Below are 25,613 nucleotides of genomic sequence, written 5' to 3'. Positions count from 1 at the left end.
GTATTATTAAGCCTTTGTTGAGGGATTATATTATTTTTGTTAAAATCCTATCTTGTTCACTAATTGCCAGTAATAAAAATCCTAAAGAAGCCTGAAAATATAAAACTTCTCAAATGCAGTGAAGAGGAACCCGAAAAATTTATAAATTTTTCTTTAGTATGTTGTTATAGCCCAGTAGGCTGACTACTGGGCCTTAATCTTTTTATGGTTTTTAAAGCTTAAATAGTAAAGTGATAACGATAAGAATTGGACTAGTAAATCTTTATTTGCCTTTTTCATAGATTGGCTTTTCTATAGATTTCCTACCTAGAGAAATACGTATCTGTGTTTTCCTACCCTTTTTATGATTGCAGGGTAAGTGGAGCCGCCACTGATAGCGAATAGCAGACATGCGTAACGCTATAACAATAAGGACAATCAGCGTCAACTGAATGGGGGTGTTCCAACCCAGCCAAATACATATGGCACATAAAATTGTTAAAATTGCATGGATTTCTTCCTTTAAAGCAAGGGGTTTTCGGGCTGCGATGATGTCACGAATCATCCCCCCTCCAACGCCGGTAAACATCGACGCCAAGACCATTACGCCCAAATCATTAGAAAAAACCTCTTGGGCTGACATTGCTCCTTGAAGAGCGAAGGAAGCAAGACCAATGGAATCAAAAAATAAACTCCACCGCTTCCAATGATTAATCCACTTTAGCGGCAATAGTACGATGAATGTCAGCGTTATTAAAACTGTTAAAATGATGGAATGGTCCCAAAGCTCTGAAACAGGGACACCGATAATCAAATTTCGTACGATCCCTCCCCCAAAGGCTGTGGTTAAACCCAATGCATAAACCCCAACAAAGGAATATTCTGCTTCAAGGGCTACAAAAGCCCCGCTTGCTGCATATGAAATAATTCCGATAAAATGAAGGACGATCCAAGACATTCCTTTAAAAACCTCCTGATATCAATAATTTATTTTCCTAATCTTTTCAAACGTAAATACGAACGTAGGAAAATACTTTGCAAGAGAGAAAAACATTATTTTCCATTTTTAAACAAAAAAAACTCCACCACAAGAAATCGTCTCATCAGACGACAGTTTGTGGTGGAGTAATCAATTAGCATTGCCTACTAATAAATCATTCCATTGGAAATAATAAATAGAGTTCTAACAAAAAGTTTTATTAGGGCTCCATCAATAAAATTTGTCTAAATTTTGTCCAACGGCATTGATTATACTCCTCTCAAACAGAAAAACAAGACAAATTTAGGACTGGTTGAATTTTTTGTAGACTTTGTTGTATAGTATCGAGTTGTTAGGAGGAGAGACATGGGGAAAAAGGAAACAGCGTTTAATGATATTGTACGGAAAATGCGGAAAGAGATTTTTGGGAAGGGACCAGAGCGAATTTTTACTCACTTTGTAGATAATATGGCTATCACAACCATGTATGGTATTCTAACTCCAACAGAAAAATTTATTGCACAATCTCAAGAGGGTAAAAAAGTAATTCATAGTGCCCGAACCGAAATGATTCGGGATATATATAAGCAGAAAATACCTGAGGGAATGGAGGAGATCGTAGGTTCAAAACTGCTTCATTTATTTTCGGATGCAAAGATTGAAGAGGATATGGCTGTATCTGTATTTATTTTTGAAAAAACGATTGAGTTATAACCATGGGGGTTTTTTGCAAATAAAACAGAGCATCATTAAAAATGCCAAAAACAATTATTTAGATGATACTATCTGTTATAGGTGTTTATTCTATTAATTTGAAAAACTCATTTAGATATGTCACGGGGAACCTTACCATAAGTAACGGCGAAATTTTTACTTGAATTTATATTAGATAAGCATAATTATAATATTTTTTGCTTATAAGGTTTTAATATTTTAAAAAACTCAGAAATATATTGACAATTATTTAATAGATTGATAAAGTTTAAAAAAATATTTCTTATCCAGAGAGGTGGAGGGACTGGCCCAATGAAACCTCAGCAGCAGGTCTAATAAGACACTGTGCTAATTCCATCGGGTGTGAAGCCTAGATAGATAAGAGCTACGTTATTATTTGTCAGTAACGCACTCATTTATCTGAGTGCGTTTTTTGTTTTTTCTGGATGTAGGAAAAAGGGGACTATGATGGAGAAGAAAAGCAAGCAAAAATTTCAAAGAAAAATGCAGACACGGCATTTAGTTATGCTATCGCTCGGCGGAGTGATTGGAACCGGATTATTCTTAAGTTCGGGTTACACGATTCAACAAGCTGGCCCGTTTGGGACTATTCTGTCCTATCTGATTGGTGCACTAGTTGTTTATCTCGTCATGCTATGTTTAGGAGAGCTTTCCGTACATATGCCTGAAACTGGTGCCTTTCACAGTTATGCGACTAAATATATTGGACCAGGGACTGGGTATACAGTTGCTTGGTTGTACTGGCTAACTTGGACTGTTGCTTTAGGTTCTGAATTTACGGCTGCAGGATTATTAATGCAGCGATGGTTTCCATCCATTAATGTCTGGGTTTGGAGTTTGCTGTTTGCTATTTTGGTTTTTGTCTTAAATATACTGACGGTTAAGTTTTTCGCTGAATCTGAATTCTGGTTTGCGTCTATAAAGGTAATAGCGATTGTTCTGTTTATTGTTGTAGGAGCAGCGGCAATGGTAGGTAGTCTTCCGATGACTCATTTCCCATCGGCACCGTTCTTCTCTAATTTTACAAGTGCAGGTTTATTTCCTAATGGTGCTTTTGCGATTGTCATGACAATGCTTGCGGTTAACTTTGCCTTTTCAGGAACGGAATTAATAGGAATTGCAGCGGGGGAAACAGCAAATCCGGAAAAAACGATACCAAAGGCCATTCGTACTACATTGTGGAGATTGATTATCTTTTTTGTAGGAACGATTGTTGTATTATCTGCATTATTGCCTACTTCAGATGCAGGAGTATTAGAGAGCCCCTTTGTTGCCGTTCTTGAACAAATTGGCGTACCATATGCAGCGGATATTATGAATTTTGTCATATTAACAGCCATTCTATCTGCTGCAAACTCAGGTCTTTATGCCTCTTCAAGAATGCTTTGGTCACTAGCAGATAAGAATACGATATCACCCATTTTTGCAAAATTAACAAAACAAGGTGTTCCAATATATGCAGTCATTTTTAGCATGTTTGGCGGTGGTTTAGCTTTGTTCTCAAGTATTATTGCACCAGATACAGTGTATATCGTACTTGTATCCATTTCGGGCCTAGCTGTGGTGGTAGTTTGGATGAGTATTAGTGCTTCACAGTTTTTATTTCGCAGACAATATATTAAAGAAGGAAATTCCGTAAAGGACTTGGTTTATCGTACACCATTCTATCCTTTGGTACCAATCGCTTCCTTTATCCTTTGTCTTGTTTCATGTATTGGAATCGCATTTGACCCTACACAACGAATTGCCTTATATAGTGGCATTCCATTTATATTGTTTTGCTATGCAAGTTATTATTTAACCCAAAGATTAAAGAAAAGAGGAGTAGGTTATGTCCAACAAAATCAACCCTATTAAGGCTATTTTATCCGAACATTCCATTATGCTACTGGACGGAGCGTTAGCCACAGAGCTTGAATCGCATGGGTGTAATTTGGACGATTCCCTCTGGTCTGCACGTGTATTACTAGAAAATCCAGAATTGATATATCAGGTTCATTCCGAGTATTTTCGTGCTGGAGCGGACTGTGCCATAACGTCAAGCTATCAAGCAACCATTGATGGTTTTTCCAAGCGTGGTATCCAGGAGAAAGAAGCTTTAGAACTAATTAAGAAAACGGTGCTACTTGCGAGAAAAGCAAGAGATGATTTTTGGCAGGAAAATTCACAAACCAATAGACCTAAGCCATTGGTTGCCGCATCCGTTGGCCCTTATGGGGCTTACCTAGCCGATGGTTCAGAGTATGTGGGAAACTACGGTGTTACAGATGAAATATTAATAGACTTTCATCGCACAAGAATGTCAGCGTTGATTGAAGCAGGTGCTGATCTATTAGCATTTGAAACGATTCCTTCCCTGCAGGAAGCGAAGGTATTAGCTTCATTGTTGAAGGAATTTCCAGATACATATGCCTGGCTATCCTTTTCTTTGAAAAATGAGAAAGCGATAAGTGACAGTACGCCGCTGGCAGAGTGTGCGAGAGTGTTTGGTGACAACGAACAAATTGTTGCCATTGGTCTCAATTGTGCACCAGTGACAATCGTGACGGAAGCTATCAATGAGTTGCGAACAAACACCAAAAAACCGATTATTGTTTATCCGAACTCTGGTGAAACCTATAATCCAGAAACTAAAACATGGCATGGTCAAGAATTATGTAATGGGCTCGACTTTAAATCTGAAGAATGGTACCTTGCAGGGGCACGACTAATAGGAGGATGCTGCAGAACAGCACCTCATCACATTGAAGAGATTTCAAAAAAGTGGCGAACTTCTTAATTATTTAGATCGTTACGGAGAACCGTACCATGAATAGTGATGGTTTTTTATAAATTAACATTATTTATGGTGAAATTTGTGATAAGAGTATGAGATTAATCATCTAATCGACATATGGCTTGGAATGTTTCCGAGCCTTTTTTATATTCTTGCTTAAAGCAAGCTGTACATTCGAAAGGTCTTGATAATACTGATACTTTGAATAATGAAATTTAATTGTCAACCATATTGAAAATATGGTTGACAATTAATATGAGATTCATTATTATGATGGTTGTAAATATTACAAATTCATCATTTAGGAGAATTAAAAATGAAACTTAAAGAAATGACCTTCGTTGCAGTGTTTGCTGCCGTTATGGGCGCTCTAGGCGTAGTTCCGCCTATTATGCTTTCTTTTACTCCGGTTCCTATTACATTACAAACTTTAGGTGTGCTTCTTACAGGAGGAGTATTGGGAGCAAGATTAGGGGCGATGAGCCAAATCATCTTTTTATTACTTGTCGCTGCTGGAATGCCTCTTCTATCTGGGGGACGTGGTGGACCAAGTGTTTTTGTCGGACCAAGTGTTGGTTATTTAATTTCATGGCCTATTACGGCTTTTTGTATTGGGTATTTACTATCACGTTTTCAAAATTTAAAATTAAAATATGTATTAATGATTAATTTGACAGTTGGAATTCTATTAATCTATTTAATTGGAATTCCTGCTCAAGCATTTATGATGGACATTCCTGTTTTAGAAGCTGCAAAATTAAGTTTAGTTTATATACCAGGGGATGTGTTAAAAGCTATTTTAGCCTCTATTTTAGTTTACAGACTAAGAAAGCACCCTTTTTTTTCACGCTCATTAGCAACAAGTTATTCCAATAACTTAACTAAAATATCTAAATCTTAAGAGACACCTTGATGTGTCTTTTTTTTAAAGGTGATATATCATGGGAAATATTACAGATTCATATAAGACTTTCGCAAAATTATCCCCCAATCAAATAGCGATCCATACAAATCAACAGCAAATTAGTTATCAATATTGGTATAAATTGATTAATCAAACTGCGAATTGGCTTCACTCTCTTTATTCAGAAAATAAAACAATAGGAATCCTTTTGCCAAACGGTATCCCTTTCCTTCAACTCTTTGCGGGAGCATCTATGGCTGGTTGGATTGCTGTTCCATATGATTTGAAATGGAATATATCCGAATTGGAAAAAAGGGTCATCCTTTCCCACCCTTCTATCATTGTTACAACTAGAGAAATTTACTCTCAAATCAATCAAATCATTCCTAATGTAACGATTTTGGATGATTGTTTACAGGAAATCTCTCAATTTGATCCTACAACTGTAAGAAAAACGGAAGAAAATCTGCCTTTTTACATTGGATTTACTTCTGGTACGACCGGTAACCCAAAAGCTTTTGTTCGCTCTCAAGATTCATGGGTGGCAAGTTTTGATTGCAATCGTTTTGATTTCGGATTAGATGAATCCGATCAAGTTCTTATTCCTGGTGCCTTAATTCATTCTCATTTTCTGTATGGAGCTATTAGCACCTTGAATTTAGGTGGTACCGTTTTTCTTTTAGAAAAGTTTTCTTCTATTGAAGCACTTACATGGATACAGTCCTTACCCATTACAACCATTTATGTTGTTCCGACTATGGTAGAAGCATTCCTGAAAGAAGGGATCCAAATCGATAAGACTATAAAAATTCTTTCATCTGGTGCAAAATGGTCTGAAAGATCAAAACTAGAAATCCGTCATATGTTTCCTAATAGGACCATGTACGAGTTTTATGGAGCTAGTGAATTAAGCTTCATTACGGTACTTTCTGATAGAGAAGGTATTCAGAAAGCAACATCTGTCGGAAAGCCTTGTTATGGAGTTGAGGTACAAATACGGCGTCCAGATCAGAAATTAGCAAAGCTAAATGAGACCGGAAAAATATATGTAAGAAGCAAATTTGTGATAAATGGGTACTTTGATTATGAGGGAAGTACCATTCATTCAATTCATGATGAAGAGGGGTGGGCCACGGTCCATGATATGGGCTATTTTGACGAGGATGGCTTTTTATATATTATCGGCCGTGAACAAAATATGATTTTATATGGGGGAATTAATATTTTTCCTGAAGAAATTGAAAAAGTAATTGCCTTGCATCAAGATGTCGAGGAAGTTGCTGTAATAGGCCTATCAGATTCATACTGGGGTCAAATTGTGGCTGCAGTAGTAAAAGGAAAGGCTAGCCCATCAGATTTAAAAAAAGTTTGTAAGATGCATTTATCTTCCTTTAAAATTCCTCGTAAATGGTTTTTTCTATCTGAAATGCCATATACAACGAGTGGTAAGATAGCTCGTGCTGAGCTTATAAAACAAATGGAAAGTAAGGTGAGCAGTGATTAAAAGGGCAGTAATTGTCAAAGCGAAACGAACACCAATTGGAAAAATGGGTGGAATGTTACGAGACATTCAGCCACATAAGCTTGCTGCTCCTCTCCTCCAACATTTAGCGAAAGGATTGGAAGATAGGATAGATGACATCATTTTGGGAAATGTAGTTGGACCAGGTGGAAACGTAGCTCGAGTTGCTGCTTTAGAAGCAGGACTTCCTCTTTCATTAACGGGAATCACCATTGACCGTCAATGCAGTGCAGGGTTGGAAGCAATTCGGATGGCATGTTACTTTGTCCAAGGCGGTGCTGGCCGTTGTTACATTGCTGGTGGTGTAGAAAGCACGAGTACCTCTCCGTTTCCATCTAGAGCGAGATTTTCTCCTGAAAAAATTGGCGACCCAGATATGGGCGTTGCAGCAGAATATGTGGCAGAAAAATACGCCATTTCAAAGGAAATGCAGGATGAATATGCTCTATTAAGTTATAAACGTAGCTGGGAAGCTTATGATAAAGGATATTTTAATCAAGAGATCATTCAAATTGGTGATTTTCACCAAGATGAAGAACTTTTTAGGAAAAGAAAGATGGAAGTACTTTTAAATAGGGCGAAGCCTATATTTAAAAAGATCGGTACCGTTACCGCAGCCAACAGTTGTGGGATACATGACGGGGCATCGGCTGTACTTGTCATGGAAGAAAACATAGCATTAAATAATGGATTCCAACCCATATTACGATTTTTGGATAGTGAAGTCACAGGTGTACATCCTAATTATCCAGGGGCTGCCCCTATTCCAGCGATTCAAGATTTATTAAAAAGAAACGAATTAACCATTGCGGACATAAACCTAATTGAAATAAACGAAGCTTTCTCTTCCAAGATTGTCGCCTGTATAAAAGAACTTTCCATTGCTTATGACAAGTTGAACGTTTGCGGTGGAGCTTTAACGATAGGACATCCTTATGGAGCTTCAGGAAGTATCATAATCACGAGGCTTTTCTATGAAGTTCAAAGACGAAAGGGTATCAAATATGTATTGGCTGCCATTGGAAGTGGTGGAGGAATTGGAGTAGCGGTCCTATTCGAGGTGGTAACATGAAAACGAAGGAACATGAGATTATTTTTAATAAAGATGATGTGCAACAATTTGTTCAATTGATAGGTGATCGAAATCCTATCTATCAGAGTTCGGAGAGGGCAAAAGACTACGGTTTCGAAACGATTCCTCTTCCTCCAACAATGCCTATGATCGCTTATAAATGGCTTGAAACCCCTTGGGAACTCAAACAGCCTATTATTCATCGAAAACAGAAATGTATCCAGCATCAAAGAATGTATATTGAAGAGATCTACAAAGCGGTAGTAGAAGTTACAGATCAATACCAACGTCACAACCTTACTTTTATGAAACAAACTCTATTTTTATTTAATAGGGATGGAAAACTCTGCTTTGAAGGAATATCTGATTTGACCTTGGGTGGTTTGTCATGAATGCGATTACCTATCAAATTACGGAAAAGGACGTTGAACAATATGCGGTTATTTCAGGTGATAGTAATCCCATTCATTTAGATAAAGAAGCGGCGAAACAACAAGGATTCATGAATAAAATTGCCCATGGGATGTTAACTGTGGCCAGAGTGTTAAGTGTGCTTTCAAATGAAATTCTCAAACCTCATGAGTTTTTGAGTCAGTATGAATTTACCTTTATCGCCCCTGTTTATGTGGGGGATCTAGTAACTCTGACTATCAAACAAGCGGAGCATAACTTAAGAGTAGAAGGAAAATGTAGAGAAAAAATAGTCGTAAAAGGATGTTTGATAGTAGATAGAGGAAATCCTAGATGATCAATACCGGACATTTATGTCATTACAAGAGGAAATATTATTAAAAACCGCCTCTTAAGTTGTTACGGGGAACCATATCATAAATAGGTGGGCAATCGAATAATTTAATAAAGTTAATGTACAAAAAACTGCAGCCCTTGGTACTTAAAGGGATTGCAGTTTTTTGTACATAAATTGAGATCCTCAGGATAGCCGGGTTTTGGCCATGTTAGTTTAATATTTTTACTTTTAATTGTTTTACCCCAAAATTAATTGCATCTTGCTCTGAAGGAATAAAGACATCAATTCGATTTCCTTTAATGGCTCCGCCCGTATCTCCGGCAGTTGCTTCACCATAGCCTTCTACATAAACTTTACTGCCAAGCGGTATAACATTTGGGTCAACTGCGATGACTTTTGCATTTGGATTTGATTTAAGGTCTATTCCAGTAGCCGTAGTACCTGAACATCCCTCACACGAAGCTGTATAGGCTGTAGCTTTCACAGTAATTTCACTTGAACTTGTATTACTAGTTGATGCAGCTTCTACCTCAGGTTCACTTTCCTTTGGTGCCTGCGCTGCAGGCTTTGCAGATGCTTGTGTCACCTGCTTGATTGGTCTTTCTGTTACAACCTTAGTAGTAGTAGTATTTAAACCTTCATAGATTAATAGATTTAATCCAGGATGGATGAGATCGGTAGTTAATTGGTTCCATTCTTTAAGTTGAGGAACAGTTACTTGATAATCCATGGCGATGTCCCATAATGTGTCACCTTTTTTAACAGTATAATGTTTTTCCGGTGCAATGGTTAGTACATCGCCAGGGTAAATAAGGTCCGTAGTTAGATGATTTAACTTTTGGATATTTTCTAAAGAAGTATTATTTGCGCGTGATAGATCCCAAAGGGTATCCCCTTTTTGTACAGTAATCGTTGCAGCTTGTACATTAGCACTTACAGTTACTGAGAGTACAGCAACTGCTAAAATTGATAGAATTCTTTTAAGCATTCTTTTACCCTCCATGTTCTTTGGTTGCTAAGTTTTCTAAATAGTAACATAGAATTTTCTGAAACAAAGAACAGGGAGGTGTTAAATCGTTTACATCCGTGGCATTTATATTGCAATAATATTTCTAAACTAAACGAAAAATCAGAAAATAATAGTTTAATAATAGCCCCATTCGGAGCAATAGCCCATTAGATTCCTATTATTTATATTTCTTTAAATTACACGATTCAATCTCCTTCATTCCTTGGAATTCTATTCCGTAAAAACGTTGTTTCTGGATTCATTAAAAAGCTGTAATATACGTAGGTGAATCATAATTGTATGTTACAGCAAGTCTTTAACGCTCCATTTAGGTATAATGGATAAACAAGCCATGGTGAAAGACTAGCAATAAATAAATGGCAAGTTCGCCAAAGAAAGGGATCCTTTTATGTCAAAACGTAAAAAATCCATCATGAGACCACTTATTTTGTCAATCCTATCTTTCCTTATTATTCTAGTTGTTGTTATTTATGTTTTTGATAAGGACAGGAAAGGGAAACAATCCACAACGGAGAACTCTCAACAATCCGTTGAACCTTCACCCAATACTCCAGCAAAATTAGGTGAAAGCAAAAATCAGAAACTGCATGACTATATTAATGAACTTTTTTCCTTGGCAAAGGAAGGAAAAGTGGTCGGTATCCCTTTCGATTCGGGTAAGGCTAAGAAGCAGGAAGTATATAATAAATGGGGAGAACCGAACCAAACAACAGAAACTGCAAGTGGTAGATACGAAGAATATAAGAATCGACATGTCGTCATAGGATATTTGGGTGAAATTGTCTCTGATATCAGGTCATATAATCCTGAGTTACAAAAAATCCGCCAAAATGACATCAAGAAGGCAGGCGGCGAACCTAATCAGATTCGCTACTATAAAGATGAAACACAAGACCAGATCATTCTTGTTTATCAGGTTAACCCTTTAACAGAGTTAAAGTGGATCTTACCAAAACCAACCGAGCAGGAGCCGAATCCAAAAGTGGACCATATTTCAGTCTATACACAAGTAAAAAATCAAGCCGAGCAACCTGTCCCACCTGACCAGCAAAAGACCATAGCTGACATGAGTTTAGATGAGAAAATTGGGCAAATGATCATCGCAGGTATAACTGGCACCAATATGGATACAAATACAAAAAATTTACTAACGAAATACAAGGTCGGCGGGATTATTTTTTACAAGGACAATTTAATAAACCCAACACAAGCCGTGCAGCTTTTGAATCAAATCAAGTCTGAAAATGACCAGAAGGTGCCGCTTCTATTAGGAGTGGATCAAGAAGGTGGGCGTGTTACCAGGCTCCCGGGTGGTTTGATTAATTTTCCAACCAATAAAGAAATTGGGGCAATTAATAATTCTCAGTTTTCCTATCATGTGGGGACGATGTTAGGGAAGGAGTTAAAAGAATTTGGTTTCAATCTTGATTTTGCTCCTGTACTGGACATCAACAGCAATCCAAATAACCCGGTTATAGGGGATCGATCATACGGGAATAATTCAGAAATTGTTAGTAAGCTTGGTATTCAAACCTTTAAAGGTATACAGTCGCAAAACATTATCCCAACGATTAAGCATTTTCCAGGTCATGGAGATACGTCTGTTGACTCCCATCTGGAACTGCCGATTGTGAATAAAAGCCTTCAGCAACTAAAAGAGCTCGAATTAATCCCGTTTGAGCAGGCAATCAATAGCGGTGCTGATGTTGTTATGGTTGCCCATATCTTATTGCCCAAACTGGATGCAACTTTTCCATCTTCCATGTCCAAAAATATAATAACAGGGATCTTGAGGCAACAGTTGGACTATAGCGGTGTTGTAATAACGGATGATATGACAATGAAGGCGATTATCGACCATTATACAATTGGCAGGGCTGCAGTTGAATCGGTCAAGGCTGGCAGCGATATTATTCTAGTTGGACATGGTTATAACGATATAGTGGAAGCCATTTCTTCTTTAAAAATTGCTGTCCAAAAAGGGGAAATTACTGAACAAAGAATAAATGAAAGTGTCAGTAGAATTTTGAAGTTAAAAAAGAAATATGAAATAAATAATGCCCAAGTGAAAGATGTGAATATAGAGGAAATAAACCAATCAATAAATAAACTCCTGGATGAGTATACAAAATAATTGTTAGTATATTTCAACCATGCAAAAAAACACCGTTTGGACTAGTATTGGTCCAAACGGTGTAACTACATTAAAAGCAATTATTAAGTTATGCCCCTTTTCTCTGGTTTATTTGGACATACTTTGATCGATTAAAGAGAAACTCTTTTACAGAATTCGTTTGATGTTTCGCCTTTGCGGCAAAGAATGGATTTAATAGAATAATGGTTAATAAGTTTGCTGATAATCCCCAAAATCCTTCATAAATTCCATGTGCGCTGTTTGTTGCGTAGACGGTAAAGGTTGTTGTCAAACCGACGAGCAATCCAATCGTTGTGGCCTGTTTCGTTTGATTTTTCCAGAATAAGCTGACAACAATGGCTGGGAAAATTTGAACCATTCCTGACACCCCTAAAAGCTGCAAAGATACGAGTGCGGTAGGGAATAACAAGCCAAATAATAAAGCCAATCCAATAACAACGAATACCATCGAACGAGTAACGAGCGTTAATTTGGCTCCCTTTACATTCGGATTAATTAAATCACGATAGATGTTGTTTGCAAATAAGTTGGACGCACCGATCGCCATTATCGAACATGGAATTAACGATGCTAAGGCGATCGTTGAATACGCTAAGCCTTGTCCAATCCCGCCGTATGAAACTTGAATCAGATTTAAAAAGGCAAACCGTGGATTGCTTCCTTCCGGTAATACATGGAATGCGACAAAGCCAAGGAAAATAACCAGGATTAGGACGATATTATATAAAGGCAGGAATATCGCATTTTTTCGAACAGCATCGGCACTTTTCGCTGTGAATACGCCTGTTGCCCCGTGGGCCCACATAAATAGTGCCAAGGCTGAAACAAGTGATGCGGTCATGAACCATGGAATGCCTTTCGGGCCAGTTGTCGGAATCGTCAGTAGTTGTGGTGATTCCTTGACAAAGGTATCAATCATCGGGCTCCAGCCGCCAAAATGAATAATTGGCAGAGACACGACAAGGAATAACATAATTGCCCAGACCAGAACATCTTTTATGATGGCTGTATAGGTCGGGCCTTTGATTCCGCTAAAAAACGTAAACAGGGCAACTAGCAGGAATGATGTAATCACGACTACCTTGACATTGATAAAACCTGTTCCAGCTACTTGAAGGGTATCTTGAATGCCGGCTAGCTGTAAATCAATATATGGGATCAGCATTAATACGCCGGTAATAGCAATAATAGAAGAAAGAAGTTTACTGTCAAAACGTTCTCGCGCATAATCCGCTAATGTGGTCAGCTTGAATTTATTCGCTACTTTCCATAGTTTAGGAAGGTAAAAGTAAGAAACAAAATAAGCAATGATACAATAAGGAATCGCAAAGAAGGCAAGACTTCCTCCTGCATAGGCGGTACTTGTAAGTCCTAAAAAGGTATAAGCTGTATATAAATCTGCACCTACTAGAAACCAAACTAGCAATCCGCCAAAGCGTCTTCCGCCAACGGACCATTCCTCTACTGAGCTTCGCGCTGTTTTATTGCGCCCTGCTATAAATCCAATTAAAACAACGGTTAAGACAATGAATGCTGTGATTAACAAAGCTGTTAAATTTCCCTGTTGCATTAGTCAAGACTCCCTTCCGATTTATCGAGTTGATAGATTCCTAATGTGCATAACGGTGTTAGGATGATCCATAAAAACAGCCAAAATTGAAGAAAAGGTATTCCTAAAATAATCGGGTCGATTCGATTGACGAAAGGAAGGACCACTAACTGCGAAATTAATGGGAGTATGATTAGTAATGATTTCATGAATTTTCTGCCCATGTAAGAACCTCCTGTTTGATCATTGTTGAGCAATATTCAAATAGTAATATTGTCACACCAATAGTATTTTTAAATAATAATTTATCATGTACGTTATAGTAACAATTTTGGTGGAAGATTACAAGTGAATTTTTTAATAATTTATAAAATTCAAATTAACGGACTATTATTTAATAGAATCATGTACGGGCTAGTTCTACTAATTCCCATAGTCAAACCCGTCATTTGTGAAATAATGACTATCATCGTGATAGGAATGAGTTTTTACAAAAAAGGTTGGTTTATTTAAAAAGTAAAGACCGATTAAGAATGCCTGAGTAATCATACAAAGCGACAAAAAGGACCGGGCGTGGCCCGATCCTTTCATGAGTATGATACAACCAGGGAGATCAGTCTCCTGGTTAACCATTAGTTTTATTAATCTTCAAGCTGGAAAGTTTGGCTGAAATGGATCTTACCGTTTTCATCGCGTATTTCCACGCCTGCTTGATTTTTGGCCGGATCTACATGGAACACACCGAAGTTGAAGAAGTTACCTTCCGCATACAAGCGTTCAGGGCCGAAGGTAGGATCCAATGTGCCAGGCTGGATTTTCACTGCTCCGATTGGACCGCTGATTAATTCGTGATAATCTGTTTTGCCGTCCTGATTTGCATCATATTTGATGACCTCGGCAAAATGGACATCGGTTGTAACAAAATAAACGTTTTTGATTCCTTTTTCGATAATAAAATCAGAGATTTTTTTGAACTCGTTCTCATATCCTGTTACATCATTAGGGTTAACTTGATTTCCATTTGCCCATCCATCCCTGGCAGTTGCCTTTCCGGTTGGAACGGAGATTGGCACTGAAGTCGCTACAAATTTCACTTTGGCATCTGATTCGAGAAGCTGCTGTTCCAGCCATTTTACTTGTTCTTCGCCGAGCATTGTTTTATCAGGCCCATCTGCCATGGTGTTTGGAGAGCGGTAGCCACGGTTGTTAAGAATGATCATATCCATGGCATTACCCCAAGAATACTTGTGATAAAGTTTGTCCGCTGAACTGCGTTCACTGGAAATTGGCCAATAATCCTTAAACGCACGCAACCCATTTGACGTCAACGGCTGGGAAGGACCTGAAAAGTCATTGGTCACTTCATGATCATCCCATATAGCAAACGTTCCTGTTTTCTGTAAAAGGCCGCGTAATCCCGCATCCGTGCGGTTCTCCTTATATTTTGCCCAGAAATCCTGAACGGTTTGAGAAGGAGGGTTAGGTACAGCCGGTGTCTTATTATCAGCATAAATGGTGTCCCCGCTGAACAGGAAGAAGTCCGGATCTAAAGATGACATCGCTTTGAAAGATTTAAATGGCGGAATTTCTCCTTGGCCGCCAGTATCTCCGCCCCATACCACTGTCATTGGTTTTAAGCTGTTTTCCTCTGGTGCGGTTTTAAATGAACCGTTCACAGAATACATGCTGGAAACCGCATGTGCCCGGTAATAATATTTCGTATCAGCCTTTAATCCGGTGACCTCTACATTTACTGTATAATCATCCTCTACATCAGCATGGCCTGTTTTGACGATCGTATTGTCTTTAAAACTGCTGTCAGTAGATAATTCAAATTTAACATTAGCTTTTCCGTTTGTACGTGCCCATAAAATCGCTGAAGAATCGGTTACATCTCCGCTGGCCACTCCATGTGAAATAAACGGCTTGTCCAATAAATCATCCAACAGGTCAGGATTGTTTGTGAACTCTCCGTCTACACCAAGAGAGAGCAAGGATACCATATCATCCTGAGAATTTACGGTCCAAGGATGAACGAGAAACTGGTTTTGATGAGCGGCTTCCATAAGCTTCGGAACAACAAGCTCCTTACTAGGACCTACACCAGAAGCATAGTCAGAGATTCGCTTGAATTCCTGATATACATCCTTACCTGCAAGCATACCTCCTGAATAAAGCTGAATCAGCTTTACATTAGGTGCAAGAGTCTTCAACTTACGAAGGCTTTCCTCGCTAAATGATTCAAGAAATAGTTTTTTGTCATCCAAGACATTGGTTTTTTTCAAGATTTCAATTACTTTCTCTTCCATTCCTGGATATACGCTTGGTGCTTTTGTTTCCATGTAAAGGCCGACTTTGCCATTTCCATGTTTTTTAACAAATTCGATGGCTTCCTCGAGCGTCGGTACATGCTGTCCAATGTATTCTGTTTTTGCCTTATCTGGATAAGCTTTGTTAAACCATGAACCTGCATCGAGACGGCTGATTTCTTCGAGAGTAAAATCCTTTACCCGCCAAGGTGCACGGTCCGGATAAAGTTCCTTTGCATTCGTTGTTCGTGCGAGCGTTTCATCATGCAAAGCGATCAATTGGCCATCCTTGGTCATTTGTAAATCGAATTCCACATAATCAGCCTTCATTGTCATAGCCTGCTTATAGGCTGTCAGTGTATGTTCTGGGCCGTAGGCAGAGGCACCGCGATGTGCGATTACGGCTACATCAGAGGTAAGAGGACGTAAGGTTGTTTGTCCATTGTCAGTAGCTGATGTTTCAATAGGGTGGGCTAAAACAGCATAAGGTGCTCCTGAAGTTACCGCAAGAGATAGACAAGCTAATCCAGCAATCAAACTCTTTTTCATTCTCAATTCATCTCCTATAAGATTATGTATTTCAATTTAAAAGTATAGGAGAATTGTAAAGTCGCAATTAATAGAGTATTAATCTTTAGTAAAGTACACTAAAATAGTACCTTTTTCATAGAATGACCTATTGAAATTAGAACTATTTTACAGGGAAAATTACCTATGATCCAGCAGTAGACTCTTTAAAAACTGTTACTCTTTTAAAAAAGCAATATGGAAGCCTGTTGAAAAAAGCTTAAATGAACCGTAGAAATGTAAACGACAGTTCATTTAAGCTTTTCCGATTTATTCTTTTGTCCGATGGGTGGCCCAGATGATGAGTGCAATGAGGATCATTACGCCCCCTGTTAAACAAACTCCCTGCCATTTCCACCAGTTCCAAGCATAACCGCCAAGGCTTGAACCGAGGGAACCGCCGAGAAAATAACTAACCATGTACACGGTATTTAACCGACTCCGTGCCTCCGGAATTAAACTATAGATTCTTGTTTGGTTGGAGACTTGGGCTCCTTGAACACCTAAGTCTAAGAGAACTACACCAACGATCAAGGCCCATAAGGATGTTCCAAAAAAACCGAAGAATAAATAAGATAATAGGCTAATCCCAATTAACAGACCCACCATTGCCTTGGCGTTGAATCGGTCTGCCAAACGGCCGACGATGGGTGCGCCCATTACACCTACGATTCCCACTAATCCAAATAACCCTGCTACTTCACTGCCATAATGATACGGTTCTCCTTCGAGAAAAAACGAGAGGGACGTCCAAAATAAACTAAAACAGCCAAACAGCATCGCACCGATTAATGAGGCTTCTCTTAAAATCGGCTGGGTCATAATTAATTTCCCGATTGACTTATAGAGCTCCGGATAGGATAAACGGAACTCAGGGTAGCTTTTCGGAAGAAATGTCCGCAAAATGACCGCTAATGCCAGCATCATTACGGCAGCAAGCCAGTACATGGTACGCCAGCCGAGGATTCCGCCAATGAACCCTGCGATGGTTCTTGCTAATAGAATCCCAATGAATAACCCGCTCATGATAGAGCCAATCACTTTGCCTCGTTCCATGGGAGCGGCTAGCTGGGCTGCGAGGGGAAGGATGATTTGTGGGGCTACCGTTGTCACTCCTACAGCCAAACTTGCGATGTTAATCCAGAGGAGATCTTGGGCCGTGGCAACCCCAATGAGGGAAAGCGTTACAGCGATCAATAAAATTACAATCAACTTCCGTCGCTCCTGCATGTCGCCCATAGGTACGAATATAAACATCCCGACAGCATAGCCAATTTGGGTGAACATTGCGATGTTGCTGACTTGATGAGCGGTTGCATGGAATGTCCGACCCATGTCGGCAAGGAGCGGCTGATTGTAGTAAAGATTTGCCACCGCCATCCCACAGGCGATCGACATTAATAAGATTAACTTTTTAGACAAGGGAGTTTGCTCCGACCTCTCAATGTCATCAGTGGTTGTAACCAATCCACAATTCCCCCTTTCAATAAAACTCGGAGTTTAATTGATTCTACAAAAAGATCGAAAAACCTCCAAGGATGCATGCTGTTCCGGTTAAATATTTACTTTCAATCTTTAGAGTACTATTATTTAATTGCTATACGAATTCATCTTCATGACAAGGAGTAGTGGGAATGTTGATAGTTGATTTAATTGGTGATTTGATTGGCGGTCTAATAGAAGCAGTGATTCCTACTCCGAAGTCAAAGCTTGAAAAAAATATTGATGAGTTAAAGGAAGAAGAATGGTTTGCCGATTTGGAAAAAGATGTTCGATATAATTACATCATTTGGCACAACAACAAAGTAAAGCGTTTTTTGAAAAAGCCTGAAAATGTTAAGATTCTTAAAAGCAGTGAATGGGAGCGGGAAAAATTTATTCAGTTGGTGATTAAGGAGCATAAACGATTTGTGGGAATACGCTGAATTTAATTTCATGCTGTTATAATTAGCTCCGAACTTATAAAAGTTAGGGGCTATTTTTATAATGGAATGACCTCTTTTAATTTTTAAGAGGAAATAATTAAATCTCATTGAATTTATAAATATGATCGTCTTTATTCGTTACAATACCAATAGGATATGAAGAACATAATTTTTTTGAGAAGTTTAAATCTATTATGGGACAGGAAGGAGTACAACATGGAAGAAAAGAAGGTTACGTGGTTAGAGCTTTTTTATGATTTGTTATTTGTGGCGGCTGTTGCGGCTGCAACCCATGTTTTACTTCATGTTGAAGATGGATATATCCATACAGAGTTTTTATTTAAGTTTGTGTTAATTTTTATTCCTATCTGGTGGGCTTGGGTAGGGCAAACCTTGTTTGTAAACCGGTTTGGACAAGATTTATTTCATCAGCGATTATTTTTGATCATACAGATGTTCTTTGTCCTAATAATGACATCAAGCTTATCAGTTGATTTTGATCAATATTATCTTTCTTTTTTAATTGGATATATTGGCTTAAGGGCAGTGACAGCGACCCAATATCTTATTGTCCAGCGTATAGAAGAGGGATTTCGAAAAATAGCAGCCCGATATTTGGGAAGGTATTTTTGGATTGGAATCATTATATCACTACTTTCCCTCTTTTTTGATTCTTGGCTTCGTTATGCTGTGTTATATGCGGGTATCATTATTGATATGATGGTTCCAATATCTGGACGGAAGTATTTAGTAAAGGTACCTACAAATACGGCGCACTTATTAGAGCGATTTGGTCTTTTTACCATTATTCTCTTTGGTGAAGCACTTGTCAGCACCCTTGCGGTTATTCAACCTAAACAAGGAAATTGGAATTCAATAGGCTTTTCGGCCATATCATTTTTCCTGCTAATCGCGATGTGGTGGCAGTATTTCGATAATGTGGAGAAGAAAGTTGACAAATCGATACAAACAATCGGCCAAACCATTATTTACGGTCACCTGTTTATTTTAATGTCTTTGAGCATGATAGCAGCGTCGATTAGACTATTGTTTTTACAAGAAGTCCATTATTCATTTATTCTGTATTTCGTTTTTTGCTCTGTTTTGCTCTATTTCATATCAACTACTTTTGTTTTCCACCAATATAGACATAAACACCACAGATTGAAAATTTATCATTTAGGGTTATTTTTGGGGATTTTAGCAGTCTTTTTTATTATTAATTTAATAGTAGTAGTACCATATCTTGTGGTAATAGGGGAATTAACCCTGTTCTTTATCATCTATGCCAAATTAACAACCACTTAAATTATTTTATTAATAAAAATATCTAGGTAAAATAGAAAAGGCTGAATTATATACATTTTATATGTATATAGTTCAGCCTTTAGTCATTAATATGTCTCTTCGGGCGTAAAATGACCAATGCCCTTTAATTCATCGTCAAAAAACTGCAGAATGAGTTTATTTTCCGTTTCAATAGAGTAATAGTTATCAATGTCGGCTTTTCCGCCTTGCAGTATATTTGCAAGTAGAGGAGAAAAAAGCGGTAAATCGGTCAAGCTTAAATGTTTTGCCCCTTTGAAATGAACAGTATAGGCATCTTTGAAGTTTTCATTATTATGTTTGTTCGCAACATAAGTAGAGTTGCTGTCGAGCAGCCCCCAAACATCGTCAGAATATATGTTAAGGAGTGGAGTGGTAAAGGCTTCCTCTCTAGCCACATAATCAGCTATCTCGTTTTTATAAACAAGATCACTAAAGAACGGGGCATCAATATTTACAACGGCATCTATATCTTTACGTTCTCTGCCTAGCCAAACACTTGCTGCGCCGCCCATGGAGTGCCCGAATACACCAATTTTCTTTGTATTAATCTGTTGATAAACTGGGCTATTGTCATTTTTGGCTTTTTTAAGGATTGTATCAATGACAAAATTCATGTCGTCTGTTCGCAGTCTCATCCATTTTTGAATGAGGCCATATTCTTCTTCCTTCGTATAAAAGCCTTCTTTATTGAGATTTTCGATTTCATGGTTATAATCTGAATTGATAAAAGTTCGCGTTCCATCCTCTGAAGCTGTATAAAAGGAGTGATAGGGATGGTCGATAGAAACGACTACATAGCCGTGGCTTGCTAGCTCAGTGTAGGTAGAGCTATTGCTTGCTTTAATACCGTATGCCCCATGTGAGAACACCAAAAGAGGGCATGTTTCCTTTACATTTTTAGGATACCAAAATTCCACATTAACAAATCTGTTATCGCCGTTGTCGGTAAATTCCTCTATCCTGTTTTTATCAATATAAGTGTACGAAGCAGTTTCCACTTCATATTTACCTGTTACTTTTGGTGATTTATGCTGTGGGAAAACTACTGCAGGTGCAAGGGCCAATACCAATGCCAATATCACCATAATGGATTTCCACACAATTTTAGTAGTTTTGTACTTTGGGTTATTCGTTTTGTTGCGGATAAGAGAAACCGTTGCCTTTACGGCTAGTATGAAAAGCAGGATGGCAAGCATGATCCAGCGGAAGCTCCAAACAATCACCGATGAAAGTGTGAGCAGGACAAATGCGATAAATATAGCGATCCTGATCCAATTTTTTAATTTTTTATGGTTTTGTTTAGTTACGATACAGTAGATTGCAAAACCAATCTCCAACATCAAAACGATCAATAATAATAAAGTTCCCATGTGGTTACTCCATCTCCTTCAAAGTCATTCTTTATGAACTCATCATAAAAAATCGCTGAAAGGAAGTATATAGAAAAACAGTAAGATGTATCCACAGGCAAATAAGATGCAAAAAAGAGCGGTAAGCTAGAAAGCTTACCGCCAAATAATCAGTCGTAGACGACTGCAGCCTTATGATTTTACTGACTACTCTTTAATGCCTTTAGTTTTTCATTGATATTTTCTGCTTCTTTTTTATCTTTTTTCCACGACAGCCAACGGACTAGGGTATAGATTATGGCTATTTGCAGTGCAAGTATGATTCCATCTGATCCACTTTTCACAAAACCAAAAGCGCTGCCCAGGGCAATCAATACGATTTCCAAAGTGAAAAAATGAATGGCCATTCTTATACGCAGTTTCTTCTCACTTAGTTCATGAGGAGAATACAAAATAAATCCCATGAATGTACTTATAAATGAAAAACCCATAATGATGTAAATCGACTTTAAATCAAAGGACATATGGGGATAATAGATTTGTCGCAAAATAGTAATAATAATGATGATGGATGCGAAGATCATCAAGAAATCCTTCATAATCTTTTGTATAAATTCGGACATCTTCATATTTATCCCTCTCTTTACAATCCAAGCTTATTTTTAAGGACAGGCACATACTGCCTTGATACAACAGCACGTTCCCCGTTTTCAAGCACCGCTTCGAATCGGCCGCTTATGGTAGGATAAATAGATGAAATTTTAGCTATGTTTAAAATCGTGGACTTGGACGGACGAAAACAGTTCTTTTCTTTGCATAATTCCTCTAACTCATAGAGCTTTTGTTTTACCTCAAACACATCATCCTTGCAGTAACTAAAAACCTTACCGTCAACGGCCTCGAAATAATAAATATCACTAAGATTGATACGGTGAACCCTATCATTTTGGTATCCTAGTACAATCAGATCTTCGGTTTTCAACTTGTTTACGATTTCGTGTATTTCATCATCTACCTCATGACACCTAATGAGGATTTCTTCTGCTAGTTCTTTATTTATTTCTTCTATTGAAATTTTCATTTGATCACCCACGAAAATTCAAATTATTTTTAGGATTATCCTTCGGACCACATCATTATAACACCTTTATTTACCATCTTCATTTACATTTTATCAATTACTTTGAAATCAACACTTCAAAAATATATTAGGTGACCGAACCTTCTTCTATTTTAAACTAAGTGAATCGTCATAAAATTTTTTACATTTTTCCATATAATTTTTTACAAAATTTCAATTTTAAAAAATAATTCTGCAAAATTAACATTAAATATAAATTATTGGGCATTTTTAAGAAAACTGGAAAATAATAAATTTACATTTTGTTCAATTGTTGTTTAACATTTGTTCAAAATATATGTTATATTAGTAAAGTAATTTTTGTCAGTGAAAGCGCTCACGGAGAATAAGTCGTGTTAGAAACTAGAGATGAAAATGCAGTGAATAGGTTAAGGAGGGGAATGTTGTGAAAAATATTTTTCACAGCAATTAATATGAGTAATGTTGGTTTATTTCTTTCAGGTGCAGTTTTATTTCTAAACAGTTTTATGCTATTAGGAAAAGCAGACGCCAAGAGTGTTGGTATCTTTAATATTTTTGTAGGAAGCCTTCAAATAATTATCCCATTTTATTTAATCATCGTTTCGGGCCAAGACCATTGGGAGCTTTATAATTATGCATCTATTTTCTTATTTGGGTTAACTTATTTATATGTTGGATTCACCTCATGGAAGGGGCTTGAAGGAAGCGGACTTGGTTGGTTTAGTCTATGGGTTGCTATTATTGGGGTGGTTTATACCTTAACATCGATTATTCACTTTCAAAATGTTGTCAATGCACTAACATGGGCCATGTGGGCATTCTTATGGTTTCTGTTTTTTTTATCAAGTGCACTTAATAAGAAAATTGACCATTATATTGGATTGGTAGCATTTGTTCAGTCATGGGTAACGTTGACCATACCAGCGCTCCTTTATTTTTTAGGTGTTTGGAATACACCGATTGTTAATCAAATCTGGACCTATGTATTAATTCTAGCTATCGTCTATTTTATTATAAGTTTTTTCAGATTGAAGCTTTCATCTAAAAAAGAGAATAACAGTCAAGTAATTCAAGTAATCAATGCTTTGGAGGTAAAATAATATGTCAATAATAATTGGAATTGTTGGAATCCTTATTCTATTAGGTATTGCATGGTTCATGTCAAACGATAAGAAAAACATCAACTATCGTGCAATTGGTATCATGGCAGTCGTTCAGTTGTTAATTGCCTGGTTTATGCTTAATACTTCAATTGGTCAAAAAGTTCTGCACAAGATCGTAGATGGCTTTAACAAAGTTCTATCTTTCGGGAATGACGGGATCTCATTTGTTTTCGGTGATCTTGCAGGAAAGAATTTATTCTTTGTCAATGTTCTAATGATGATTGTATTCGTAACCGCTTTACTAGGTATCTTAACTTATTCAAGAATATTGCCATTGGCGATTAAATACATTGGTGGTGCAGTAAGTAAAATAACTGGTCTTCCAAAGGTTGAATCATTTGTTGCGGTGAATTCTATGGTATTTGGTGATACTTCCGCAATCCTTTCTGTTAAGTCATTCATACCTAGTCTTTCTGGAAACCGCTTGTTTGTTGTTGTTACTTCTTCACTTGTTGCGGTAAGTTGTTCAATCCTGGGTGCTTATATGCAAATGATTCCTGCGGAGTATGTATTGGTTGCATTACCAATTAACGTATTCTCTGGACTTATCCTATCAACGATTGTCTGTCCTGTAAGGAAAGAGGAAGATGAAGAAATCGATATTAAGGGAATGATTCCTGAGAAGTCTCTTTTTGAAGCAATCGGTAACTGGACATTGCTTGGTGGAAAGACGGCCTTAATCGTAGGCGCTATGCTGATTACTTATGTAGGATTGATCGCGGCTGTTAACTGGATTTTCACTTCAATCTTCGGTATTTCTTTCACTGGCGTACTTGGATATGTATTCGCTCCAATCGCTTGGATAATGGGTATTCCTTCAAGTGAGATTGTTAGAGCTGGCTCAGTCATGGGTACGAAGGTAGCAGCTAACGAATTTGTAGCTATGTTAGACTTTATGAAAATGATCCCTCATATGTCTCATAAGACTGTAGGTATCGTCTCAGCATTCTTGGTATCGTTTGCTAACTTCTCTTCAATTGGAATTATCTTAGGAACGGTACAGGCTATCAATAATGAAAAGGCAAGTGAATTAGCTAAGGTTGGTTTAAAGGTTTTGTTAGTTGCAACAATGGGTTCAGTCTTAACTGGAACTATTGTAGGTTTGTTCTTATAATCTAACGTACACTGTCACGCCCCGCATCATTTTTGCGGGGTTTTTGTCATTATGTGTATGATGATAACCATTTTTGCTTCAATCTTGCGGGAGTTTGGTCATCATTGGCTTGATGATGACCGTTTCTACTTTTATCTTGCAGGGGATTGGTCATCATGGGCATGATGATGACCATTGCTTCTTCAATTTTGCGGGGGATTGGTCATCATTGCCATGATGATGACCATTCCTTCTTCAAACTTGCGGGAGTTTGGTCATCATGGGCTACATGATGACTATTTCTACTTCTATCTTCAGGAGTTTTGGTCATCACAAGTACTTAAGCCGCCTTTTCCTTTAAAAGTTTTTGATTTTGTTTTTTCACTTCGGAATTTTTCAAAAAGTATTGACAGTAAATGACATCCAAATTATTATCATTATTAAGAATGATAATAATTAAGTTAACAGATATAAAAAAAGGGGAGATATAAATGGTAAGTACGGCAACGATTATTTCGATGTTTATCCCTATTGTGGTTTCAATTAGTTTATTTGTCGGATTGATTGTGGTTTATAGAAAGAAAACGGGGATTGCTGTAAAGCCGGTGATCATTGGTGCGATTGGGTTTGTTGTCGCAACACAGATTTTAGAAAAAGTATTGCATGTAGTTGTCATCACAAACTTTCCAAATTATGCGGACTATCCATGGTTATTTGGATTATACGGCGGCATGGCAGCAGGCTTATTTGAAGAACTGGGACGGTTTCTATTATTTATTTGGCTTCTGAAAAAGTTCCATGATTACAAAGGGGGAATCTCGTTTGGAATTGGCTGGGGCGGTACTGAAGCGGTTTTGTTGGTGCTAATGACGGTTGTGCAAAACATGATCTTCGCTTTTATGATTAATTCGGGGACTTTTGAGTCAACCTTAGCAGGGAGTATTCCAGCTGATCAGTTGGCAGGTTTGAAAGAAACGATAGTAAATCAAGGGGTTTCCTTTTATTTATTAGGCAGTTTGGAGCGATTTTTTGCTGTATTCCTGCAAATTGCTTTTAGTTTATTGGTATTAATAGCAGTCGTCAAAAAGAAATTTTCCTATGTAATTTATGCAATTCTCATTCATGCAACAATTGACTTCCCACTCGCATTCTTCCAAACAGGACATTTTAAAAACCTATGGGTGATTGAGTTATATATGGCAATTATCGGGTTATTATCATTTGTCTTTATTAAAAAAGCGAGAAATATACTGCCGAATACGACAAGATAGTTTGATAGATTTTTCAAAAGGAAAGGGAATTGGATTCAGCCAATTCCCTTCGTTTA

At 37.7% G+C, this 25,613-nt stretch carries 23 protein-coding genes and 1 riboswitch; of the genes, 14 read left to right on the top strand and 9 right to left on the bottom strand.

The features are described 5' to 3' along the window. Positions 1-262 precede the first annotated feature (262 nt). Positions 263-937, bottom strand: coding sequence for a trimeric intracellular cation channel family protein (locus QNH17_RS26645; RefSeq protein ID WP_283876315.1), 675 nt, complete (start codon positions 935-937; stop codon positions 263-265). Between the two features lie 387 nt (positions 938-1,324). Here QNH17_RS26645 and QNH17_RS26640 point away from each other — a divergent pair, with 387 nt between their 5' ends. From QNH17_RS26640 to QNH17_RS26605, 8 genes are all read left to right on the top strand, one after another. After that, a complete protein-coding gene (locus tag QNH17_RS26640; RefSeq protein ID WP_283876314.1) occupies positions 1,325-1,672 on the top strand; it encodes a Na-translocating system protein MpsC family protein in 348 nt (115 codons plus the stop codon). Positions 1,673-1,952: 280 nt separating this feature from the next. Next, positions 1,953-2,057, top strand: a riboswitch (SAM riboswitch). An 83-nt stretch (positions 2,058-2,140) separates the two neighbouring features. Next, positions 2,141-3,550: an S-methylmethionine permease gene (mmuP, locus tag QNH17_RS26635; protein ID WP_283876313.1), complete on the top strand. Its 1,410-nt coding sequence runs from the start codon at positions 2,141-2,143 to the stop codon at positions 3,548-3,550. Beyond that, on the top strand, positions 3,525-4,472 hold the full coding sequence (mmuM, locus tag QNH17_RS26630; protein ID WP_283876311.1) for a homocysteine S-methyltransferase: 948 nt from the start codon (positions 3,525-3,527) through the stop codon (positions 4,470-4,472). Before mmuP ends, mmuM begins: the two co-directional genes overlap by 26 nt. A 313-nt stretch (positions 4,473-4,785) precedes the next feature. Continuing rightward, positions 4,786-5,370: a biotin transporter BioY gene (locus QNH17_RS26625; RefSeq protein ID WP_283876309.1), complete on the top strand. Its 585-nt coding sequence runs from the start codon at positions 4,786-4,788 to the stop codon at positions 5,368-5,370. Between the two features lie 40 nt (positions 5,371-5,410). Next, positions 5,411-6,877, top strand: coding sequence for an AMP-binding protein (locus QNH17_RS26620; RefSeq protein ID WP_283876308.1), 1,467 nt, complete (start codon positions 5,411-5,413; stop codon positions 6,875-6,877). Then, a complete protein-coding gene (locus tag QNH17_RS26615; RefSeq protein WP_283879605.1) occupies positions 6,873-7,967 on the top strand; it encodes an acetyl-CoA C-acyltransferase in 1,095 nt (364 codons plus the stop codon). The genes QNH17_RS26620 and QNH17_RS26615 overlap by 5 nt, the downstream gene beginning before the upstream one ends. After that, on the top strand, positions 7,964-8,359 hold the full coding sequence (locus tag QNH17_RS26610; RefSeq protein ID WP_283876307.1) for a MaoC family dehydratase: 396 nt from the start codon (positions 7,964-7,966) through the stop codon (positions 8,357-8,359). Before QNH17_RS26615 ends, QNH17_RS26610 begins: the two co-directional genes overlap by 4 nt. Beyond that, a complete protein-coding gene (locus QNH17_RS26605) occupies positions 8,356-8,715 on the top strand; it encodes a MaoC/PaaZ C-terminal domain-containing protein (RefSeq protein WP_283876306.1) in 360 nt (119 codons plus the stop codon). Before QNH17_RS26610 ends, QNH17_RS26605 begins: the two co-directional genes overlap by 4 nt. 208 nt (positions 8,716-8,923) lie before the next feature. Here QNH17_RS26605 and QNH17_RS26600 read toward each other — a convergent pair whose 3' ends face one another. Beyond that, positions 8,924-9,703 (bottom strand): LysM peptidoglycan-binding and 3D domain-containing protein, encoded by a 780-nt coding sequence (locus tag QNH17_RS26600; RefSeq protein ID WP_283876304.1) that lies wholly within the window; start codon positions 9,701-9,703, stop codon positions 8,924-8,926. A gap of 430 nt (positions 9,704-10,133) precedes the next feature. On the opposite strand from QNH17_RS26600, the gene nagZ reads away from it, so the two are divergent. Then, a complete protein-coding gene (nagZ, locus tag QNH17_RS26595; RefSeq protein ID WP_283876303.1) occupies positions 10,134-11,879 on the top strand; it encodes a beta-N-acetylhexosaminidase in 1,746 nt (581 codons plus the stop codon). Between the two features lie 88 nt (positions 11,880-11,967). Here nagZ and QNH17_RS26590 read toward each other — a convergent pair whose 3' ends face one another. The 4 genes from QNH17_RS26590 to QNH17_RS26575 all read right to left on the bottom strand — a co-directional run bounded on the left by QNH17_RS26590 (position 11,968) and on the right by QNH17_RS26575 (position 17,792). Then, positions 11,968-13,470 carry a sodium:solute symporter family protein gene (locus tag QNH17_RS26590; RefSeq protein WP_283876300.1) on the bottom strand — a complete coding sequence of 501 codons (1,503 nt, stop codon included), beginning with the start codon at positions 13,468-13,470 and terminating at the stop codon, positions 11,968-11,970. Next, positions 13,470-13,673, bottom strand: a complete 204-nt coding sequence (locus QNH17_RS26585; RefSeq protein WP_283876299.1) for a DUF3311 domain-containing protein — start codon at positions 13,671-13,673, stop codon at positions 13,470-13,472. Before QNH17_RS26585 ends, QNH17_RS26590 begins: the two co-directional genes overlap by 1 nt. A gap of 417 nt (positions 13,674-14,090) precedes the next feature. Further along, positions 14,091-16,307: a glycerophosphodiester phosphodiesterase family protein gene (locus QNH17_RS26580; protein ID WP_283876296.1), complete on the bottom strand. Its 2,217-nt coding sequence runs from the start codon at positions 16,305-16,307 to the stop codon at positions 14,091-14,093. A gap of 288 nt (positions 16,308-16,595) precedes the next feature. Next, on the bottom strand, positions 16,596-17,792 hold the full coding sequence (locus QNH17_RS26575; protein ID WP_283876292.1) for an MFS transporter: 1,197 nt from the start codon (positions 17,790-17,792) through the stop codon (positions 16,596-16,598). 167 nt (positions 17,793-17,959) lie between these two features. On the opposite strand from QNH17_RS26575, the gene QNH17_RS26570 reads away from it, so the two are divergent. Next, entirely contained in the window at positions 17,960-18,250 is a 291-nt protein-coding gene (locus tag QNH17_RS26570; protein WP_283876288.1) for a hypothetical protein, read from the top strand. Between the two features lie 216 nt (positions 18,251-18,466). Then, positions 18,467-19,558: a low temperature requirement protein A gene (locus QNH17_RS26565; protein WP_283876285.1), complete on the top strand. Its 1,092-nt coding sequence runs from the start codon at positions 18,467-18,469 to the stop codon at positions 19,556-19,558. Positions 19,559-19,644: 86 nt separating this feature from the next. Here QNH17_RS26565 and QNH17_RS26560 read toward each other — a convergent pair whose 3' ends face one another. The 3 genes from QNH17_RS26560 to QNH17_RS26550 form a co-directional block, all read right to left on the bottom strand. Then, positions 19,645-20,949 carry an alpha/beta hydrolase family protein gene (locus tag QNH17_RS26560; protein WP_283876281.1) on the bottom strand — a complete coding sequence of 435 codons (1,305 nt, stop codon included), beginning with the start codon at positions 20,947-20,949 and terminating at the stop codon, positions 19,645-19,647. 179 nt (positions 20,950-21,128) lie between these two features. After that, the gene (locus QNH17_RS26555; protein ID WP_283876278.1) at positions 21,129-21,557 is read right to left on the bottom strand and encodes a DUF3021 family protein; all 429 of its coding nucleotides are present in this window, start codon (positions 21,555-21,557) and stop codon (positions 21,129-21,131) included. A 14-nt stretch (positions 21,558-21,571) separates the two neighbouring features. Then, positions 21,572-22,009, bottom strand: a complete 438-nt coding sequence (locus QNH17_RS26550) for a LytTR family DNA-binding domain-containing protein (protein WP_283876275.1) — start codon at positions 22,007-22,009, stop codon at positions 21,572-21,574. Between the two features lie 473 nt (positions 22,010-22,482). Here QNH17_RS26550 and QNH17_RS26545 point away from each other — a divergent pair, with 473 nt between their 5' ends. The 3 genes from QNH17_RS26545 (at position 22,483) to QNH17_RS26535 (ending at position 25,557) form a co-directional block, all read left to right on the top strand. Next, entirely contained in the window at positions 22,483-23,130 is a 648-nt protein-coding gene (locus QNH17_RS26545) for an AmiS/UreI family transporter (protein ID WP_283876273.1), read from the top strand. A gap of 1 nt (position 23,131) precedes the next feature. After that, positions 23,132-24,307, top strand: a complete 1,176-nt coding sequence (locus QNH17_RS26540; RefSeq protein ID WP_283876271.1) for a NupC/NupG family nucleoside CNT transporter — start codon at positions 23,132-23,134, stop codon at positions 24,305-24,307. A 470-nt stretch (positions 24,308-24,777) separates the two neighbouring features. Next, positions 24,778-25,557: a YhfC family intramembrane metalloprotease gene (locus QNH17_RS26535; protein WP_283876268.1), complete on the top strand. Its 780-nt coding sequence runs from the start codon at positions 24,778-24,780 to the stop codon at positions 25,555-25,557. Positions 25,558-25,613 lie beyond the last annotated feature (56 nt).

Origin of the sequence: Neobacillus sp. SuZ13, from assembly GCF_030123365.1 — a bacterium.
Lineage (GTDB): Bacteria > Bacillota > Bacilli > Bacillales > Cytobacillaceae > Neobacillus.
The sequence above is the reverse complement of the archived record's forward strand: the minus strand, read 5'-3'. Positions and strand labels throughout refer to the sequence as shown.

What these genes read in the sequence shown, in the direction of transcription:
- QNH17_RS26605 (WP_283876306.1), top strand. Translation starts at nt 8,356, where the DNA reads ATGAATGCGATTACCTATCAAATTACGGAAAAGGACGTTGAACAATAT.
- QNH17_RS26555 (WP_283876278.1), bottom strand. Translation starts at nt 21,557, where the DNA reads ATGAAGATGTCCGAATTTATACAAAAGATTATGAAGGATTTCTTGATG.
- QNH17_RS26550 (WP_283876275.1), bottom strand. Translation starts at nt 22,009, where the DNA reads ATGAAAATTTCAATAGAAGAAATAAATAAAGAACTAGCAGAAGAAATC.
- QNH17_RS26580 (WP_283876296.1), bottom strand. Translation starts at nt 16,307, where the DNA reads ATGAAAAAGAGTTTGATTGCTGGATTAGCTTGTCTATCTCTTGCGGTA.
- QNH17_RS26565 (WP_283876285.1), top strand. Translation starts at nt 18,467, where the DNA reads ATGGAAGAAAAGAAGGTTACGTGGTTAGAGCTTTTTTATGATTTGTTA.
- mmuM (WP_283876311.1), top strand. Translation starts at nt 3,525, where the DNA reads ATGTCCAACAAAATCAACCCTATTAAGGCTATTTTATCCGAACATTCC.
- nagZ (WP_283876303.1), top strand. Translation starts at nt 10,134, where the DNA reads ATGTCAAAACGTAAAAAATCCATCATGAGACCACTTATTTTGTCAATC.
- QNH17_RS26620 (WP_283876308.1), top strand. Translation starts at nt 5,411, where the DNA reads ATGGGAAATATTACAGATTCATATAAGACTTTCGCAAAATTATCCCCC.
- QNH17_RS26570 (WP_283876288.1), top strand. Translation starts at nt 17,960, where the DNA reads ATGTTGATAGTTGATTTAATTGGTGATTTGATTGGCGGTCTAATAGAA.
- QNH17_RS26585 (WP_283876299.1), bottom strand. Translation starts at nt 13,673, where the DNA reads ATGGGCAGAAAATTCATGAAATCATTACTAATCATACTCCCATTAATT.
- QNH17_RS26590 (WP_283876300.1), bottom strand. Translation starts at nt 13,470, where the DNA reads ATGCAACAGGGAAATTTAACAGCTTTGTTAATCACAGCATTCATTGTC.
- QNH17_RS26645 (WP_283876315.1), bottom strand. Translation starts at nt 937, where the DNA reads ATGTCTTGGATCGTCCTTCATTTTATCGGAATTATTTCATATGCAGCA.
- QNH17_RS26560 (WP_283876281.1), bottom strand. Translation starts at nt 20,949, where the DNA reads ATGGGAACTTTATTATTATTGATCGTTTTGATGTTGGAGATTGGTTTT.
- QNH17_RS26610 (WP_283876307.1), top strand. Translation starts at nt 7,964, where the DNA reads ATGAAAACGAAGGAACATGAGATTATTTTTAATAAAGATGATGTGCAA.
- QNH17_RS26545 (WP_283876273.1), top strand. Translation starts at nt 22,483, where the DNA reads ATGAGTAATGTTGGTTTATTTCTTTCAGGTGCAGTTTTATTTCTAAAC.
- mmuP (WP_283876313.1), top strand. Translation starts at nt 2,141, where the DNA reads ATGGAGAAGAAAAGCAAGCAAAAATTTCAAAGAAAAATGCAGACACGG.
- QNH17_RS26540 (WP_283876271.1), top strand. Translation starts at nt 23,132, where the DNA reads ATGTCAATAATAATTGGAATTGTTGGAATCCTTATTCTATTAGGTATT.
- QNH17_RS26600 (WP_283876304.1), bottom strand. Translation starts at nt 9,703, where the DNA reads ATGCTTAAAAGAATTCTATCAATTTTAGCAGTTGCTGTACTCTCAGTA.
- QNH17_RS26625 (WP_283876309.1), top strand. Translation starts at nt 4,786, where the DNA reads ATGAAACTTAAAGAAATGACCTTCGTTGCAGTGTTTGCTGCCGTTATG.
- QNH17_RS26535 (WP_283876268.1), top strand. Translation starts at nt 24,778, where the DNA reads ATGGTAAGTACGGCAACGATTATTTCGATGTTTATCCCTATTGTGGTT.
- QNH17_RS26640 (WP_283876314.1), top strand. Translation starts at nt 1,325, where the DNA reads ATGGGGAAAAAGGAAACAGCGTTTAATGATATTGTACGGAAAATGCGG.